This window comes from Streptomyces sp. NPDC055254 (assembly GCF_053606025.1).
In genome coordinates this window covers 95290-113087 of record NZ_JBSGQV010000018.1, presented here as the reverse complement: position 1 = coordinate 113087, position 17798 = coordinate 95290, and the positions used below count along the sequence as shown (strand labels likewise).

At 72.3% G+C, this 17798-nt stretch carries 13 protein-coding genes; 7 read left to right on the top strand and 6 right to left on the bottom strand.

The features are described 5' to 3' along the window. Positions 1-83 precede the first annotated feature (83 nt). Entirely contained in the window at positions 84-1466 is a 1383-nt protein-coding gene (locus ACWFQ8_RS19230; protein ID WP_453787436.1) for a peptidoglycan recognition protein family protein, read from the bottom strand. A 139-nt stretch (positions 1467-1605) separates the two neighbouring features. Between ACWFQ8_RS19230 and ACWFQ8_RS19225 the strand changes: the two genes are divergently transcribed. The 4 genes from ACWFQ8_RS19225 to ACWFQ8_RS19210 all read left to right on the top strand — a co-directional run bounded on the left by ACWFQ8_RS19225 (position 1606) and on the right by ACWFQ8_RS19210 (position 7619). Further along, positions 1606-2355 (top strand): TIGR03089 family protein, encoded by a 750-nt coding sequence (locus ACWFQ8_RS19225; RefSeq protein WP_453787435.1) that lies wholly within the window; start codon positions 1606-1608, stop codon positions 2353-2355. Positions 2356-2578: 223 nt separating this feature from the next. Beyond that, on the top strand, positions 2579-3883 hold the full coding sequence (locus ACWFQ8_RS19220) for an LCP family protein (protein ID WP_453787434.1): 1305 nt from the start codon (positions 2579-2581) through the stop codon (positions 3881-3883). Positions 3884-4106: 223 nt separating this feature from the next. Then, positions 4107-5822, top strand: a complete 1716-nt coding sequence (locus ACWFQ8_RS19215) for an LCP family protein (protein WP_453787433.1) — start codon at positions 4107-4109, stop codon at positions 5820-5822. 63 nt (positions 5823-5885) lie between these two features. After that, positions 5886-7619, top strand: a complete 1734-nt coding sequence (locus ACWFQ8_RS19210; protein WP_453787432.1) for an LCP family protein — start codon at positions 5886-5888, stop codon at positions 7617-7619. A gap of 82 nt (positions 7620-7701) precedes the next feature. On the opposite strand, the gene ACWFQ8_RS19205 is transcribed toward ACWFQ8_RS19210, so the two are convergent. Then, a complete protein-coding gene (locus ACWFQ8_RS19205) occupies positions 7702-8745 on the bottom strand; it encodes a glycosyltransferase family 2 protein (RefSeq protein ID WP_453787431.1) in 1044 nt (347 codons plus the stop codon). 176 nt (positions 8746-8921) lie between these two features. Between ACWFQ8_RS19205 and ACWFQ8_RS19200 the strand changes: the two genes are divergently transcribed. Beyond that, on the top strand, positions 8922-10415 hold the full coding sequence (locus tag ACWFQ8_RS19200; RefSeq protein ID WP_453787430.1) for an LCP family protein: 1494 nt from the start codon (positions 8922-8924) through the stop codon (positions 10413-10415). Between the two features lie 89 nt (positions 10416-10504). Here the strand turns inward: ACWFQ8_RS19200 and ACWFQ8_RS19195 are convergent, their stop codons facing one another. Continuing rightward, positions 10505-11041: an acyl-CoA thioesterase gene (locus ACWFQ8_RS19195; protein WP_384539912.1), complete on the bottom strand. Its 537-nt coding sequence runs from the start codon at positions 11039-11041 to the stop codon at positions 10505-10507. Positions 11042-11221: 180 nt separating this feature from the next. Here ACWFQ8_RS19195 and ACWFQ8_RS19190 point away from each other — a divergent pair, with 180 nt between their 5' ends. Beyond that, positions 11222-12559 carry an LCP family protein gene (locus tag ACWFQ8_RS19190; RefSeq protein WP_453787429.1) on the top strand — a complete coding sequence of 446 codons (1338 nt, stop codon included), beginning with the start codon at positions 11222-11224 and terminating at the stop codon, positions 12557-12559. A 65-nt stretch (positions 12560-12624) separates the two neighbouring features. Here the strand turns inward: ACWFQ8_RS19190 and ACWFQ8_RS19185 are convergent, their stop codons facing one another. Together ACWFQ8_RS19185 and ACWFQ8_RS19180 are read right to left on the bottom strand one after the other, a co-directional pair. Then, entirely contained in the window at positions 12625-13707 is a 1083-nt protein-coding gene (locus tag ACWFQ8_RS19185; RefSeq protein ID WP_453787428.1) for a sugar phosphate nucleotidyltransferase, read from the bottom strand. A 111-nt stretch (positions 13708-13818) separates the two neighbouring features. Beyond that, positions 13819-14991, bottom strand: a complete 1173-nt coding sequence (locus ACWFQ8_RS19180) for an acyl-CoA dehydrogenase family protein (protein WP_393850838.1) — start codon at positions 14989-14991, stop codon at positions 13819-13821. 205 nt (positions 14992-15196) lie between these two features. On the opposite strand from ACWFQ8_RS19180, the gene ACWFQ8_RS19175 reads away from it, so the two are divergent. After that, on the top strand, positions 15197-16540 hold the full coding sequence (locus ACWFQ8_RS19175) for a UDP-glucose dehydrogenase family protein (RefSeq protein ID WP_453787427.1): 1344 nt from the start codon (positions 15197-15199) through the stop codon (positions 16538-16540). Positions 16541-16659: 119 nt separating this feature from the next. On the opposite strand, the gene ACWFQ8_RS19170 is transcribed toward ACWFQ8_RS19175, so the two are convergent. Continuing rightward, on the bottom strand, positions 16660-17751 hold the full coding sequence (locus tag ACWFQ8_RS19170) for a membrane dipeptidase (RefSeq protein ID WP_453787426.1): 1092 nt from the start codon (positions 17749-17751) through the stop codon (positions 16660-16662). Positions 17752-17798: the final 47 nt, after the last annotated feature.

The following is a 17798-nucleotide window of genomic DNA, read 5'->3' as shown; positions in this document are numbered from 1 at the left end:
GGTTGGATACGGCCCGAGGCGGCGGCGCGCCTCGAACGCCGGGGGCTGGGGTTGGACGGGGGAGCGGACCGGGGCGGGGTGGGCTACGGACGGCCCTGGAGTTTGGCCGAGGAGGTGCGGGTCGTGCCCAGCTTGCTGTAGAGCTGCTTGCCGGGGCACTCCGTGGCGAAGCCGTCGCGGTGGCCCGAGATGACGTTCATCGACACGTTCTGGCCCTTCGGGTAGCGGTTGCCGCCGCCCGACTTCAACGTGGCCTTCGCCCGCGGGTCGCGACCGAAGAGGCCGAGCTTCCAGGCGGTCAGCCGGGCGACCGCGTCGACCGCCGCCGCCGGGGGCGCCGTCGAGGTGTAGCTGCCGAGCACCGCGATGCCCATGCTGTCGGTGTTGAAGCCCATGGTGTGCGCCCCGAGCACCGCCTTGGCGACCCCGCCCGCGCGGCCCTCGTACACCGTGCCGCACTTGTCGACGGCGAAGTTGTAGCCGAAGTCGCGCCAGCCGCTGCTGACGACGTGGTAGCGGTACAGGCTGCGCAGCAGCGCGGGGGCGTCCTTGCAGGCGTAGTTGTTGCCGGAGGCGCTGTGGTGCACGAAGGCCGCCTTGACGGTGTTCGTGTAGACGAAGGCCTTCTCGCGCAGGCTCTCGTCCGCACCCCAACCCAGGCGGGTGACGATCTTCGGACGGGGCCCGATGAACGGGGCCGCGGCCAGCGCGCCGTCGTTCGCGAAGACCGCGTCTGCGGTGGAGTCGGCCTTGTCGAGGGCGGTGATCTCCTTGGCCCCGAGCTCCGCGTGCGGCAGGTTCGCCGCCGAGGCCTCGGCCATCTCCATCGTCATGCCCGGAAGGACGATCTCGCCCTTGTCGTCGCCGACGGGACCGGCGTTCTTGCCGTCCCCGGCGCCGCCCGGCCCGTCCGCGCCCGGGTCCACGAGTTCGATCCGCATCCCCGACGGCAGGCGGGCCGGGGCGCGGGTGGTCGGGGTGCCGGGTTCCGCCTGGACGCGGACCTCCACGCCGTCGGACTCGCCCACCCACAGGGGCGCGGTCGAGCCGCGGACGCGGCCGGACCCGGTCTCCGCCGCGTCGGGGTCGGCGGCGTGCTCGCTGTTGTGGGTTTCGAGGTCCTGCCAGTCGGACCAGGTCGCGGTCCGCGCGGAGCGGGTACGGACCTGAACCCGGCCGTACAGCTCGGTGGCCGCGTCGTCCCAGACGACGCCGACCAGCGAGAACGTCTTGACCTCCCGCGCGCCCAGGCCCTGCGTCTGCGGCAGGCGGGGCGAGGCGCTCGTGCCGGGGACGCCCGGCGTCCGGTCCGCCGAGGGTCCCAGGGGGACGAGTGGCAGCGACTGGGTGGACCCGGCGGGGTTGACGGGGGCGGTCTCCGCCCGGGCCGGAGTGGGGAGCGCGAGGGGCATGGCCAGTACGGCAGCCGTCGCGACGCCGATCGAGGAAGCAAGGAATCCACGCATGAAAAGGATGGTGAGCACCCCCACCGCCCGGCGCCATCCGAGAACTGACGCCCCGTCCGTCGGGCGCGGGCCGACCCTCCCCCGTACGGAGGAGCCGGCGACGGCCGTACGGGGGAGGGCCCCGCGTACCCTGTGCCGGGTGAACGCCACTGACCGCACCCCTGCCGACCTGCTGCGATCCGCGCTCGCCGCCGATCCGGGCCGCCCGCTCGTCACCTTCTACGACGACGCCACGGGCGAGCGCGTCGAATTGTCCGTCGCCACCTTCGCCAATTGGGTGGCCAAGACCGCCAATCTGCTCCAGGGCGACCTGGGGGCCGAGCCCGGTGACCGGCTGGCGCTGCTGCTCCCCGCGCACTGGCAGAGCGCCGTGTGGCTGCTCGCCTGCGCCTCGGTCGGCGTGGTCGTCGAGGTGGGCGGGGATCCGGCCGCCGCGGACCTCGTCGTCAGCGGTCCGGACTCCCTGGAGGAGGCCCGCGCCTGTTCCGGGGAGCGGGTGGCGCTGGCGCTGCGGCCGCTGGGCGGGCGGTTCCCGCAGCCGCCGGAGGGCTTCGCGGACTACGCGGTGGAGGTGCCGGGGCAGGGCGACCGGTTCGCTCCCTTCGTCCCGGTGGACCCCGAGGGCCCGGGGCTGGTCGTGGGCGGCGAGGAGCTCTCGTACGCGGAGCTGACGGCGCGGGCCCGCCAGGACGCGGCGAAGCTGGGCCTGGACGCGGGCTCGCGGGTGCTGACCGGGGGCGGGTACGACACCTGGGACGGCCTCTCGGCGGGCCTGTTCGCGGCGCTGGCCGCCGGCGGCTCCGTGGTGCTGTGCCGGAACCTGGACCGGCTTCCGGCGCAGGCGCTGGCCCAGCGCACCGAGAGCGAGCGCGTCACCCACACGGTCTGAGTCCGCGCGGCGCTCCGCCGGCCCGGGCCCCTGCGGCCCTCGGAGGGTCGCGTGGCGCGGCGCCCGTCGGACCGCCCTCGCCACCGACAACGGGCGATTTGTCACCCGCATGGCCCTGGACAGGGCCCCGCCCCCGGGCTGCTCCAGCCGCCCGGGGGCAGGATCGGCAGTGGTCGTACCCCCCCGTACGGCTGTGGCGCGAGCGGTGAGGGGACGGACGCGAGTGACCGACAGTGCGGGCATACCGGGCGGGACCGGAGCGGCCGGAGGCGGCACCAGGCCTCCGCGCAGCCGCCGGCGCCGCCTGCTGCGCTGGATCGGCCTCGGAGTGGCCCTGCTGGTCCTGCTGGGGGCCGCCACCGGCTGGTGGATCTACCGCAAGCTCGACGGGAACATCACGGAGGACACCTCGGCGGCGGCCGAGCTCAGGCGTTTCGAGCGCGATCGTCCCGCCCACTTCGACTCCGGCGCCCAGAACATCCTGCTGATCGGCTCCGACTCTCGCTCCGGCCTGGAGAACCGCCGGTACGGGAAGGACCGGGGCACCCAGCGCTCGGACACGACGATCCTGCTGCACCTGCCGGCGGACCGCGCGAGCGCGACGGCGGTCTCGATACCCCGGGACCTGATGGCGGACGTCCCCAGCTGCCTGAAGGCGGACGGGAGCCGCAGCCGCGAGCAGTTCGCGCAGTTCAACTGGGCGTTCCAGTGGGGCGGGGCCGCCTGCACGATCCGTACGGTGGAGAAGCTCACCGGAATCCGCATCGACCACCACATGGTGATCGACTTCGGCGGGTTCAAGAAGATGGTCGACGCCATAGGCGGCGTGGAGGTGTGCCTGCGGCGGCCGATGGACGACACCGAGGCGAAACTCAGGCTGCCCGCCGGCCGGCAGACCCTGCGGGGCGAGCAGGCGCTCGGCTTCGTCCGGGCCCGCTACAGCCTGGGCAACGGCAGCGACACCGAACGGATGGAGCGCCAGCAGGCGTTCCTCGGCTCGCTCGTCAAGAAGGTGCAGAGCAACGGGGTCCTGCTGAACCCGGGCCGGCTGTACCCGCTGCTGGACGCGGCGACCTCCTCGGTGACCACGGACCCGGGACTGTCCTCGCTGCGCGGGCTGTACGAACTCGTGCGCGGTGTAAGGGACATACCGACCGAACAGGTCAAGTTCCTCACGGTGCCGCGCCGTCCGTACGCCGCCAACCCCAACCGGGACGAGCTGGTCGAACCGGACGCGGCCCGGCTGTTCGAGCAGCTGCGCACGGACAAGCCGGTCACCGTGACGCCGCCGGAAGCCGAGCCGGAGGCCGGGATCCGGCCCGAGGGGCCGACCGAGCCCTCCGGAGCCCCGACGACATCAACGGCACCTGCAACCCCGACCGCACCGATCACACCGATCACACCGACCGCACCGTCGACGCGGGCAACACCCGTGAGCCCGGACACTCCCTCCGACGGAACCGACACGGCTCCCGTACCCGTCCCCACCTTTACCGGGACCACTGCGGGCACGGCCGATTGCCGGTAAAGCAATCCCAAAAGGCGGTGACCGAACCGGGCGGGTTGAGCGGTTCGCCCCGTTATAAGGGGAGTGGAATTTGTCACCAGCATGGTTTGCGGTCGAACCGGACGGATAAGGTGAGCGATCCGGTGCCCCGGCCGACCAAGAGGCCGGGCACCAGCAGCCGGATCGTTGACCGGGCGCCCGGGGGAGGCGCGTCGCGAAGCACCGACGGAGGATTCGAGCAACCGTGGATGCGCAAAGCCGTGGGCGGGCGGACGAGATCGACCCCGCTGACCAGTGGGTACTCAACCCCCGCACCGGCCACTACGAACTGCTACCGGATCAATCCGCTCCGCAGTCGAGGGCTTCCGTCACCGCTCCCCGCCGATCGACTTCGGCGCCCGTCACCCCCTCCCCCGCCGTACCGAAGCCGCGGCGCGGCGACGGTCCGCCCGGCGGGCGGCGCGGCGGCCGGTCCCGTCAGGGCGGCGGTGGCGGACGGCGCAAGAAGGCCCTCGTCGTCACCGGCGGGACGTTGGCCTTCCTCCTCGTCGCCGGGTCCGTGGGGGCGTACCTCTACTACGACCACCTGAACGGCAACCTCAGCATCACCGACATCGCGGGTGCCGGTTCCGGCGGCTTCAAGAAGGACCAGGCCATCAACATCCTGGTCATCGGCACCGACAAGCGCAGCGGCGCCGGCAACGAGGGCTACGGGGACGCGAACAGCGTCGGCCACGCCGACACCACGATCCTGTTCCACGTCGCCAAGGACCGATCCAACGCCACCGCGCTGTCCATCCCCCGGGACCTGATCACCGACATCCCGTCCTGCCCCACCAAGCAGCCGGACGGTACGACGAAGGAGATCAAGGGCACCAAGGGCACCCGCTTCAACAACAGCCTCGGCCAGGAGGGCCGCGACGCGGGCTGCACGATGCGCACCGTCAAGGACCTCACCGGGATCGAGGTCGACAACTTCATGATGGTCGACTTCAACGCGGTGAAGAACCTGAGCACGGCGGTCGGCGGCGTGCCCGTCTGCCTGGAGAAGGCCGTCGACGACGAGGACTCCAAGCTCAAGCTGTCCGCGGGCGAGCACCGGCTGGCGGGCGAGCAGGCGCTGGCCTTCGTACGCACCCGGCACGCCTTCGGCAACGAGAGCGACCTGGACCGCATCAAGACCCAGCAGCAGTTCCTCAGCTCGATGATGCGCGAGATGAAGTCCAAGGAGACGCTGACGAGCCCGAAGAAGTTCTTCTCCCTCGCGGAGGCGGCCACCAAGTCGCTGACGGTGGACCAGGGATTGGGGTCCATCGACAAACTCACCGATCTGGCGGGCGAGTTGAAGAACATCGACCTCAAGAACGTCACGTTCACCACGCTGCCGGTGCTCGACAACCCGGCCGAGAAGGTCAAGGCCACCGTCGTGCTCAACCCGACCCAGGCCGATCCGCTGCTGCAGATGATCCGGGGGGACGTCTCGCTCACGGAGGTCGAGCAGAAGGAGCAGGCCGCGCAGGAGGCGGCCGACGCGCAGGCGAAGGCCCAGCAGGACGCCTTGCTCCAGGGCACCCGCGCGCCCGCCCAGGACGTACGGGTCAACGTCTACAACGGCGGCGGTCCCAAGGGGTCGGCCTCCACCACGCTGAACTGGCTGCAGACCAAGAAGGGCGTGCCGAAGGCCAGCAACCAGGGCAACGCGCCCGCGAAGGTCGGCGCCACGCAGTTGGAGTACGCGCCCAACCAGGCCGACCAGGCCAGGGCGCTGGCGGACATGATGGGGCTGCCCGCCTCGGCCCTGAGGATGGGCACGGCCGACGCCGCGGCGAAGGCGCCGATGAAGCTGACGCTCGGACCGGACTTCAAGGAGCCGGGTGCGCCGCCCGCGGCGCCGGCGCCGCAGACGGTGCCCGAGGGCGTCCAGCGCATCGAGGCGGACAAGGAAGTCTGCGCGAAGTGACGGAGCACGGCCGGTAGGACCGGCACCACGAACGACTGACCAGTTTTCTTCAGGGGGGTACGTGTGAGGCACAGCAGCGTGCGGGGGGAGGGGGCGGCCGCCCGCGCCACCGGGGACATACCCGGCGGCGGTGCGGGCGGGACCCCCACCGTGCCCCCGCCGCGGGGCGGTTCGCGGGCGGAGCGCCGCGCGGCCGGCACCCGAGGGCAACGGCGTGGCCGTCGGCGGGTGCTGCGCTGGGTGTCCTCGGTGCTGGCCTTCCTCATACTCGGGACGGCGGCGGCCGGTTACCTCTACTACCGCCACCTCAACGGCAGCATTCAGACGGACGCGCTGAACCTCGGCGAGAACAAACTGGGCGGGTCCAAGCCCAACGCCTTCGGGCAGACCCCGCTGAACATCCTGATCATCGGTTCGGACGCGCGCGACGACGCGGAGAACCAGGCCCTCGGCGGCGCTTCCGACACCTTCGACGGACCGCCCCTCGCGGACGTGCAGATGCTGCTGCACCTGTCCGCGGACCGCAGCAACATGTCGGTGGTGTCGATGCCGCGCGACACGATGCTGATGATGCCCAAGTGCACCGAGCCGGGCGGCACGGTGCACCCCGCCAGCAAGGGGCTCGTCCAGACGAACGAGTCGCTGGGCCGAGGCGGACCGGGCTGCACGGTCGCGGCCTGGCAGGAGCTCACGAAGATACCCGTCGACCACTTCATGATGATCGACTTCAAGGGCGTGGTCTCGATGGCGGACGCCATCGGCGGCGTCCCGGTCTGCGTCCAGGAGAACGTCCACTCCCGCACCCGTGACGGCAAGGGCTCCGGCCTGAGGCTGCCGAAGGGCGAGAGCATCATCCAGGGCGAGACGGCCCTGCAGTGGCTGCGGACCCGGTACGGCTTCGAGGACGGCACCGACATCGGCCGTACGCACGCCCAGCACCAGTACATGAACTCGATGGCGCGTGAGTTCCGCAAGAACGCCAAGCTCACCAATCCGGTGAAGCTCAACAGCCTGGCGCAGGCCGCCATCGAGGCGATGGTCGTGGACACCGGCCTGAACAAGATCGACAAGCTGTACGACCTCAGCATGGAGCTCAAGAAGGTGCCGCCGGGGCGGATCACCATGACCACCATGCCGTGGGTCTACAGCACGCGGCCCGGCCTGGAAGGGCGGGTCGAGCCGATGGCGGGCGAGGCGGAAGCGCTGTTCCGGATGGTCCGCGAGGACATCGCGCTCGACGGGAAGGGCTCCGGGACCCCGACGGACGGCGCCTCCGCGCCGGCGGACCCGGCCGCCACCACCGCGCCGGGCGCCACGCCGCCGGCCACCACCGGCGCTCCGGCCACCGGGGCACCGCCGGCGGCCGTCGCGCCGGCCTCGCCGCCCGCGAAGGTCGCGGTGACCGTCCGCAACGCCACCGGCGGCAAGGACGGCGCCCAGGCCGCGGCCAAGAACCGCGCGACGGAGGTCGCCGCGCTGCTGGTCGGCAAGGGCTTCGGCAAGGCCCTCGCGGAACGGCAGACCGGCGCCGAGGACACCACGGTGATCCGCTTCGCCGGCGCCGACCAGGCGGGCAACGCCACCGCGCTGGCCACCGCGCTCGGCCTGCCGGCGACGTCGGTGCAGAAGTCCGACGAGGTCACCGGGATCGTCGTGTTCGTCGGCAAGGACTGGCGGACCGGCGCCGCTCCGACCCCGCCGCCGCCCGCGCCGACCAAGGCACCGGACTCCGCCCACGCCCTCAACGGCGACAACGACAAGGCCTGCATGCCCATCCAGCCGGGCTTCACCTGGTAGGCGGCCCCGCGGGCCCGCGAAAGGGGCCCGGCGGGGACGGTGATCGCACCGTCCCCGCCGGGCCCCTTTGCTCGTACGTGCCTCAGACCTGCGAGGGGTCGGGGAGGTCCTGACTGCCCCGGCGCACCGGCGGGCGGCGGCCGGCGATGAGCGTGCGGGCGAGCGCGCGCGGGCTGGTCAGGAAGCCGTAGCCCCAGCACAGGTGCATGGTGGCGAGGGCGACGGGGATCTGCGCCCGGGCCTTGAGGGACAGGCCCTTGCCCGCCGGGACGGAGCCCAGGACGATCGCCGCGAGGTAGCCGGCCGGGACCGCGAAGCCCAGCGGAGTGACGGCCGCCCCGACGACGACACCGGCCGCGAGCGCGCAGACCAGGGTCGGCGGGGCCAGGTAGCGCACGTTGATGGAGCCGGCGTGGTAGCGGGCCACCACGTGGCGCCACCGCCCGTAGTCCTTGTACTGCTTGGCCAGGGCCCGTACGGAAGGCCTCGGGCGGTACTGGACCTTCAGCTCCGGCGAGAACCAGATCAGGCCGCCGGCCTCACGGATGCGGAAGTTCAGCTCCCAGTCCTGGGCGCGGATGAACTCCTCGTTGTAGCCGCCCTGCTGCTCCAGCGCCTCCCGGCGGAACACGCCGAGGTAGACCGTCTCGGCCCGACCGGCACGGCCACCGGTGTGGAAGGGGGCGTTGCCGACACCGATCTTCGAGGTCATCGCCGCGGCGACGGCCTCCTCCCAGCTGTTCTCGCCCTCGGCGTGCATGATGCCGCCGACGTTCTGCGCACCGGTCTCCGCCAGGAGGCGGACCGCGGTGGCGATGTAGTTCGGCGAGAGCATGCCGTGGCCGTCGACGCGTACCACGATCGGGTGACGCGAGGCCTTGATGGCGGCGTTGAGGGCCGCCGGAGTGCGACCGGTGGGGTTCGGGACGGTGTGGACTCGGGAGTCTTCGCGTACGAGCTCGGCGGCGATCTCGTCGGTGCGGTCCGTGGACGGCCCGAGTGCGATCACCACCTCCATCTCGCCCGCGTACTCCTGATCCAGGATGTGGCGGACGGAGTCGCGGAGGTGGCGCTCCTCATTGAGCACCGGCATGATCACCGAGACTGCGGGCTGCTGGGCGGGCATGTGGTCCTTCACGGTCGGGTATCGGTGTCACGTTACCGCGTACGGGGGAACCGGGTGCGCGCCGAGTGAGCGGTACGGACAGAGGCTGATCGTATGGGCCTACTGTTCTGACGAATCCGAAGGATCTCTCCTACCCGTCACCCGGTCTCCCTGCTGCCCCTGCGGAGGTGTCCACCGTGCCCCAGCCGCACCGTCCCACCCGTCCCGCCAGGCCACCGCAGCCGACGCGCGCCCGGCAGGCCGGTGGCGGGGGTCCGGCCCGGCGCCGGCGCGAGCGGCCCCGGTGGGGGGTCCGGATCGCGGCCGGGCTGTCGGTGGTGGTGCTGGGCTCGGGTGCCGTCGGACACGCGGTGATGACGGGCCTGGACACCGGGATCGAGCGGGTGGACCCGTTCAAGGACATGAAGAACCGCCCGCAGGCCGGACACGGCCTGAACGTCCTGCTGGTCGGTACCGACGGCCGGGGCCGGATCAGCCCCGAGGAGAAGCGCGAGTACCGCCTCGGCGGGGCGCCCTGCCACTGCACGGACACGATCATGCTCGTGCACCTGTCCGCGGACAAGGAGCGGGCCAGCGTGATCAGCCTCCCCCGCGACAGCTACGCGGAGGTGCCCGCGCACCGGGACCAGGTCACCGGCAAGGCGCACAAGGTCCACCCGGTGAGACTGAACGCGGCGTACGCGGAGGGCGGGCCCCACCTCACCGTACGGACCGTCGAGCACATGACCCGGGTGAAGATCGACCACTACCTGGAGGTCGACTTCACCAGCTTCATGAAGACGGTCGACGCGATGGGCGGCGTGGAGATCTGCACCGCCAAGACCATGCGCGACCCCAACACCGGCCTCGACCTGCTGCCCGGCACCCACCGCCTCAGCGGCGGACAGGCCCTGCAGTACGTGCGCGCGCGCCATGTCGACGGAGCTTCCGACCTGGGCCGGATGCAGCGCCAGCAGCGCTTCGTGGCGGCCCTGATCAAGCAGGCGACCGGCAGCGGGGTGCTGCTCAACCCGGTGAAGTTCAAGCAGGTCAGCTCCACCCTGCTCGGGTCGGTGCGGGCGGACAAGGGCTTCGGTTCGGAGCAGATGCTCGCGCTGGGCCAGGCGATGCGGGACTTCACCCCTTCGTCCTCCGAGTTCGCCTCGGTGCCGATCGGCAGTCCCTCGTACCGGGTCAAGGGCATCGGCTCGACCGTGAAGTGGGACGGGCCGAAGGCCGCCAGGCTGTTCGAGGCACTGCGCGAGGACCGGCCGCTCGCCCCGGTACGGACCGGGCCGGCCCCCACCCGGCCGGTGGCGGTGCCGGTGGACGTGCCGCCGCAGCAGATCCGGGTGCAGGTGGAGAACGGGACCCGCGTCGACGGGCTGGGCGGACGGGTCGACGCGGCGCTGCGCGCCACCGGCTTCGACACCACCCGGGCCCCGGGCAACGGCGCCGGCCGCGACGTCAAGCGCACGGTGATCGCCTACGATCCGCGCTGGGACCGCAGCGCGCGGACGGTGGCGACCGCGCTGCCGGGCAGCCGACTGCGCGCGGTGGCGGGGCAGGGGCGGACGGTGCTGGTGATCGCCGGGACGGACTACCGCAAGGTGGTGCCGGTGCGCTCCGAGGATCCGTACCAGGGGCCGTTCGGGGTGGTCACGGGCGACCAGATGGTCTGCGGCGGCTGAGGCCGGCGGCGGGTCCGCGCGCCGCTCCGACCGTTGCCTGCGGCCCGCCGCGTGCCGCCCGCCGCCCGTCAGTCGTCAGTCGTCAGTCGTCAGTCGTCGAAGCCTTGGGCCGACCGCTCCTCGCGCAGCGCCATGATCGCCTGCCGCCGGGCCAGCCGGTGGGTCCGGCGGATCTGCGCCTCCTGGTAGCGCCGCTCGTCCTGCTCCGTCTCGGGGAGGACCGGCGGCACCCGGCGGGGCTTGCCGTCGGAGTCGACCGCCGCGAAGACCAGGTAGGCGGTGCCGACCTGGGTGGCGGGGGTGGACTCGTTCCACCGCTCCGCGAGGACCCGTACGCCGATCTCCATGGAGGAGCGGCCGGCCCAGTTGCACTGGGCCTTCACGTGGACGAGGTCACCGACGCGGACGGGCGCGAGGAAGGCCATCTCGTCCATGGACGCGGTGACCGCCGGGCCCCCGGAGTGGCGACCGGCCACGGCGCCGGCCGCGTCGTCCACGAGCTTCATGATCACGCCACCGTGCACCGTACCGAGGAGGTTGGTGTCGTTCGCGGTCATGATGTGGCTGAGAGTGGTCCGCGAGGCCGCGGTCGGCTTCCCCGGGAGCTCGCCCGGTATCTCTGTCATACCGCCACTTTAGGGGGTGCACCGACGGCCGGTCGGCTTCGGCGGGCGCCGTCCGGCATGGCCGAAGACCGCCCCTGGCGCGTACCGCGGGGATCGCGGAGGCATCAGCTTCGCAACAGCACCGGTACGGATCGTCCACCGGGGTGTCGGGCGACACGCCCGGCCGGGCATCCTTGGCACATGAATGACTGGCCAGAGGGGTGGAACGGCGACCGCGACGAGCGCGGGCGCCGCGACGACGGGTACGGACGGGGCAGCTCGCGGGCGGAGCCCGAGGGCCCGCAGCGGATGCGGCACGTCCAGCGGCAGCAGCCGGCGCGCCCGCCGCGCCCCACCGTGCCGCCGCCGGCGCAGCCGCCGGGGAGCCGGCCCCCGCACGGGGTGCCCCCGCAGCAGGCGCGCACCCCCGGCGGCTACGACAGCGGCTACAACACCGGACAGGTCTACGGGGCCCCCTCGGGCGGCGCCCCGGGCGGACCCGGCGGGCCGCAGCCGCCGCCGACGGGTCCGGGCCGCCCCGGACGGGCCCCCGGCCCCGCCCCCGACTGGCGCAAGCGGATCAAGGTCGGATCGATCGTGGTGGTCTCCGCCCTGCTGGTGACCGGTGTCGCCACCTATGTGTGGGCCGACTCCCAGGTGCGCCGCGAGGTGGACCTCTCCAAGGTCATCGAGCGCCCGAAGGAGGGTGACTGCACGACGTACCTGATCGTGGGCTCCGACAGCCGCGAGGGGATGTCCGCCGAGGAGAAGAAGAAGCTCCACACCGGTTCGGCCGAGGGCAAGCGGACCGACTCGATGATGATCCTGGCGAAGTGCTCCAGCGGGAACACGATGATCTCGCTCCCCCGCGACTCCGACGTGGAGATCCCTTCCTTCGTCGGCTCCCAGTCGGGCAAGAAGTTCCCGGCCCAGGGGCGGCGGGTCAAGCTGAACGCCGCCTACGCGGAGGACGGCCCCGAGCTGCTGGTGCGCACGGTGGAGCACAACACCGGCCTGCGCATCGACCACTACGCGGAGATCGGCTTCGCCGGCTTCGCGAACATCGTGGACGCGCTCGGCGGGGTGGAGCTGAACATCGAGGAGGGCTTCAAGGACGAGAAGTCGGGCGCCGACTTCCAGGCCGGCAAGCAGACCCTGAACGGCGAGCAGTCGCTGGCCTTCGTCCGCACCCGGTACGCCTTCGCCGAGTCGGACCTCCAGCGGACGAAGAACCAGCAGAAGTTCCTGTCGGCGCTCGCGAGCCAGGCGGCGACCCCGTCGACCGTCCTCAACCCGTTCTCGCTCTACCCGATGCTGGGCGCGGGCCTGGACACGCTGATCGTGGACAAGGACATGGGCCTGTGGGACATGGGCCAGATGTTCTTCGCGATGAAGGGCGTCAACGGCGGTGACGGCGTCTCGATGAACATGCCGATCTCCGGCCAGCGCGGCGGCAACCTGGTCTGGGACAAGGCGAAGGTGCAGCAGCTGGTGAAGCAGATCCAGAACGACGAGAAGGTCACCGTCCGGGGCCAGTGACGGCGGCGCGCCGGGGCCCGCCACCGGGCCCCGGGGGCCCGCCCCCGCAGCGGCCCCCGCGGGCCTCAGGCGTCCGAGGAGAAGCGGAGCGCGGCGGCGGGCAGTCGCGCCTCGCACCACACCCGTGCCCCGGCGCGCAGTTCGTTGTCGGCGCCCACGACGGCTCCGTCGCCGACCACCGTTCCGTCCAGCACCGTGCGCGGCCCCACCAGGGCGCCCGCGCCGATCAGGCTGGCGCTGATCCGGGTGTGCGGGCCCACGGTCGCTCCGTCCAGCACGATGGAGCCGCAGACGTCCGCGCCCTCCTCGATCCGGGCGCCGGCCCCGACGACGGTGCCGCCGGACAGCTTGGCGCCGGCCGCCACGCGGGCGCCGGGAAGGACCAGGGACTCGCCCCGGGGGCCGGGGACGGCCGGGGAGGGGACGACGCCGCGGACCAGGTCGGCGGAGGCCTGGATGATCGCCTCGGGCTTGCCGAGGTCCATCCAGTACGTGTTCTCGGTGACGCCGTGCAGCTTGGCCCCGGAGGCGAGCAGACCGGGGAAGGTCTCGCGCTCGACGGAGACCGGGCGGCCGGCCGGGATGGAGTCGATCACGCTGCGGCGGAAGACGTAGCAGCCGGCGTTGATCTGGTCGGTGATGATCTCTTCGGGGGTCTGCGGCTTCTCGGTGAAGGCCAGTACCCGCCCGTCGGGATCGGTGGGGACCAGTCCGAAGGCCCGCGGGTCGTCGACCCGGACGAGGTGCAGGGAGACGTCCGCGTCGGCGGCCCGGTGGGACTCGACCAGGCCGGCGATGTCCAGGCCGGTGAGGATGTCGCCGTTGAAGACGAGGACGGGCGAGTCCGGACCGCCGGTCAGGCGCCGGGCGGCATTGCGGATGGCGCCTCCGGTGCCGAGCGGCTCGTCCTCGACCACGTACTCCAGGCTGAGGCCGAAGTCGGATCCGTCGCCGAAGTAGGGCTCGAAGACCTCGGCGAGGTAGCAGGTGGCCATGACGACGTGCGTGACGCCGGCGGCGGCGGCCCTGGCTATCTGGTGGGCGAGGAACGGGACACCCGCGGTCGGCACCATCGGCTTGGGGGTGTTCACCGTCACCGGGCGCAGCCGTGTCCCCTGTCCGCCGACCAGCAGGATCGCTTCCGTCATTGCGTTCTCCCCAACCGATTCCGGCGTACGAAGGTCCAAATTTAGCCCATCCGGTGGGCGTGCAAAGGCCGGAGGCGGATGTACGCATCCGCCTCCGGCCTGGGGGTTCGTCTACGGCAGGTTACGTGCCATGACGATCCGCTGCACCTGGTTGGTGCCTTCGTAAATCTGCGTGATCTTCGCGTCGCGCATCATGCGCTCCACCGGGTAGTCACGGGTGTAGCCGTAGCCGCCGAGGAGCTGGACGGCGTCGGTGGTGACCTCCATCGCCACGTCGGAGGCGAAGCACTTGGCCGCGGCGCCGAAGAAGGTGAGGTCCTCGTGGGCGCCGCCGGCGGAGACGCGCTCCGAGCGGGCCGCCGCCGCGTACGTCAGCTGGCGGGCGGCCTCGATCTTCATGGCCATGTCCGCGAGCATGAACTGCACGCCCTGGAAGTCGCCGATCGGCTTGCCGAACTGCTTGCGCTCCTGGACGTAGCCCTTGGCGTAGTCCAGCGCGCCCTGCGCGATACCGAGGGCCTGGGCCGCGATGGTGATGCGGGTGTGGTCCAGGGTCTTCATGGCGGTGGCGAAGCCGGTGCCCTCGGCGCCGATCATGCGGTCGGCGGGGATCCGGACGTTGTCGAGGTAGACCTCGCGCGTCGGGGAGCCCTTGATGCCGAGCTTCTTCTCCGGGGCGCCGAAGGACACGCCCTCGTCGCTCTTCTCGACGACGAAGGCGCTGATGCCCTTGGAGCGCTTCTCCGGGTCGGTGACGGCCATGACCGTGTAGTACTCGGAGACGCCCGCGTTGGTGATCCAGCGCTTGACGCCGTTGAGCACCCAGAAGTCGCCGTCGCGCACCGCGCGGGTCTTCATGCCCGCGGCGTCGGAGCCCGCGTCCGGCTCGGAGAGCGCGTACGAGAACATCGCGTCGCCCTTGGCGAGCGGCCCGAGGTACTTGGCCTTGAGCTCCTCGGAACCGGAGAGGATCACGGGGAGCGAGCCGAGCTTGTTCACGGCCGGGATGAGGGAGGAGGAGGCGCAGACGCGGGCCACCTCCTCGATCACGATCACGGTCGCGAGGGCGTCGGCGCCCGCGCCGCCGTAGGTCTCGGGCACGTGGACGGCGTGCAGGTCGCTGGCGACCAGGGCGTCGAGGGCCTCCTGCGGGAAACGGGACTCCTCGTCGACCGCTGCCGCGAACGGCAGGATCTTCGCCTCGGCGAGCGAGCGGACGGACTCGCGGAGCATGTCGTGCTCCTCGGCCGGGCGGTACAGGTCGAAGTCGGCAGAACCCGCCAAGATCTCTCACTCCCCAGGGTGATGCGTGATGCTAACTACCGTTAAGTAACCCAAGCTTAGTGTCCGCCGCGCCGATGGCGATATGGACGGTCCACGTGAGTTGCGTGACAGCGGGGGCGACCACCCGCGCTCCTGGACGACGTCCCCCCGGACCGGCCCGACTATGCTCAGTGGCCGCAAACGGCCCCGCACCTCTGGAGCACCCATGGCCCCCCTCAGGATCACAGTGATCGGCACCGGATACCTCGGTGCGACCCACGCCGCGGCGATGGCGGAACTGGGGTTCGAGGTGCTGGGGCTGGACGTGGTCCCGGAGAAGATCGAGATGCTGGCGGCGGGCCGGGTGCCGATGTACGAGCCCGGGCTGGAGGAGCTGCTCGCCGCGCACGTCGCCGGCCTGCCCGGGTCGACGGGCCGGCTGCGGTTCACCACCTCCTGGGAGGAGGTCGGCGCCTTCGGCGACGTCCACTTCATCTGCGTGAACACCCCCCAGAAGCACGGCGAGTACGCGTGCGACATGTCCTACGTGGACGCCGCGACGGCCTCGCTGGCCCCGCACCTGACAAGGCCCGTGCTGGTCGTCGGCAAGTCGACGGTCCCCGTCGGGTCGGCGCAGCGGCTGGCGGCCAAGCTCATCGAGCTGGCCCCGGCGGGCGCGGACGTGGAGCTGGCGTGGAACCCGGAGTTCCTGCGGGAGGGCTTCGCCGTGCAGGACACCCTGCACCCGGACCGCATCGTCATCGGGGTCCAGGGCGAGCGCGGCGAGAAGCTGCTGCGGGAGGTGTACGAGACGCCGATGTCGGAGGGGACCCCGATGGTCGTCACCGACTTCCCCACCGCCGAACTGGTGAAGACGGCGGCGAACTCCTTCCTCGCCACGAAGATCTCCTTCATCAACGCGATGGCCGAGGTGTGCGAGGCCGCCGGCGGGGACGTGCTGAAGCTGGCGGAGGCCATCGGCCACGACGACCGGATCGGCGCGAAGTTCCTGCGGGCCGGGATCGGCTTCGGCGGCGGCTGCCTGCCGAAGGACATCCGGGCGTTCATGGCACGTGCGGGCGAGCTCGGCGCCGACCAGGCGCTGACGTTCCTGCGCGAGGTCGACTCCATCAACATGCGGCGCCGCGGGCACATGGTCGAACTGGCGCGTGAGGCGGTCGGCGGGTCCTTCCTCGGCAAGCGGGTCGCGGTCCTGGGCGCGACCTTCAAGCCCGACTCGGACGACGTGCGGGACTCGCCGGCGCTGAACGTGGCGGGGCAGATCCACCTCCAGGGCGGGCAGGTGACCGTCTACGACCCCAAGGGCATGGACAACGCCCGCCGGGTCTTCCCCACGCTGGGCTACGCGGACTCCGCGTGCGAGGCGGCCCGGGGCGCGGAGGTCGTGCTGCACCTCACCGAGTGGCGCGAGTTCCGCGAGCTCGACCCGGCGGAGCTCGCCTCCGTCGTCACCGACCGGCTCGTCCTCGACGGCCGCAACGCCCTGGACCCGGTCCGCTGGCGCGCGGCGGGCTGGACGTACCGCGCGATGGGCCGCCCCAAGGCCTGAGGCCCGGAGCCGGGGCCCGGCTCCGGCTCCGGCTCCGGCTCCGGCTCCGGCTCCGGCTCCGGCTGCGGCTCCGGCCGGGCGGACGACCCCGGGCCGAGCGGTGGCACGTCGAAGAAGGGTCAGGCGGGCGGGCGGCGGTGTTGGGCGGCGCGGGCGGTGAATTCCGCGTCGCGCAGCACCCGCAGGGCGTTGCCCCAGGTGAGCAGGGCCAGGTCGGACTCCGGCCAGCCGCGGTCCAGGAGCTCCGCGAGCAGCCGCGGGTAGCCCGAGGGGTCGGTGAGGCCCGTCGGCCGGGGAATGCCCGGTTCGGCGCCGAAGGCGGCGCCGAGCCCGACGCACTCGGGGCCGGCCACCGCCCGTACGTGGTCGAGGTGGTCCGCCACCGCGTGCAGCGAGTCCCCGGTCCGCGCGGTGTCGAAGGTGACCATGGCCAGGCCGTTCGCCGCGCGCAGCGCCAGCAGGACCTCGTCGGTCACGTTGTCGGGGTGCGGGTTCAGCGCCGCGGCCGCCGTGTTCGAGACGATGACGGGCGCCTTGGACGCCTCGGCGAGCCGGCAGGCCGACACCGGCGGGCAGCCGGCCAGGTCCAGCAGGACCGCCAGCCGGTTCGCCTCCTTGACCACCTCGTGGCCGAAGGCCGTCGGTCCCTCCTGGGCCCAGCAGGCCCCGGCGGGCGCGAGGATCCGTACGCCGAGGGTGTGGAAGGCGCGCAGCGCGCCGAGGGAGTCCGTGAGGGTACGGCCGGACACGGGGCCGAGCAGCGAGGCGATCACGCCCCGGTTGCGGGCGTCCACCATGTCGTCGGCGGTCAGCGCGAGGCACAGGCTGTCGGGGTAGCGGCGCACGAGGGCCAGGGCCACGTCGATCTGGTCCAGGGTGTCGGACACCACCTGGTCGGCGGCGCCGCTCTGGTGCGGCCGGGCCGACGGCGGGAGCAGGGACCAGAACTGGGCCCCCACTCCCCCGGCGCGCAGCCGCGGGATGTCGGTGTCCACTCCGGCGTCCGGGGTGTCGATGTCGTGGTGCGGGCTCTGGCGCAGGGTCCAGACGAGCGTGTTGCACCCGTCCGCGACGGGGTGGACGGCCAGCAGGGCGGCAGCCCGGTCGAGGGCACCGGCCCCGGCCGCGGCGGGAGTGTCCTCGGCTCCGAGGGAGCCGGGGCCGACGGGGACGTGGCCCGTGTCGGGACGTTCATCCTGCAGGTCGGCCATCTGTTCGCTCCGTCTCGGCGGCAGCAGGGAGAGGTGGTGCCACCGTG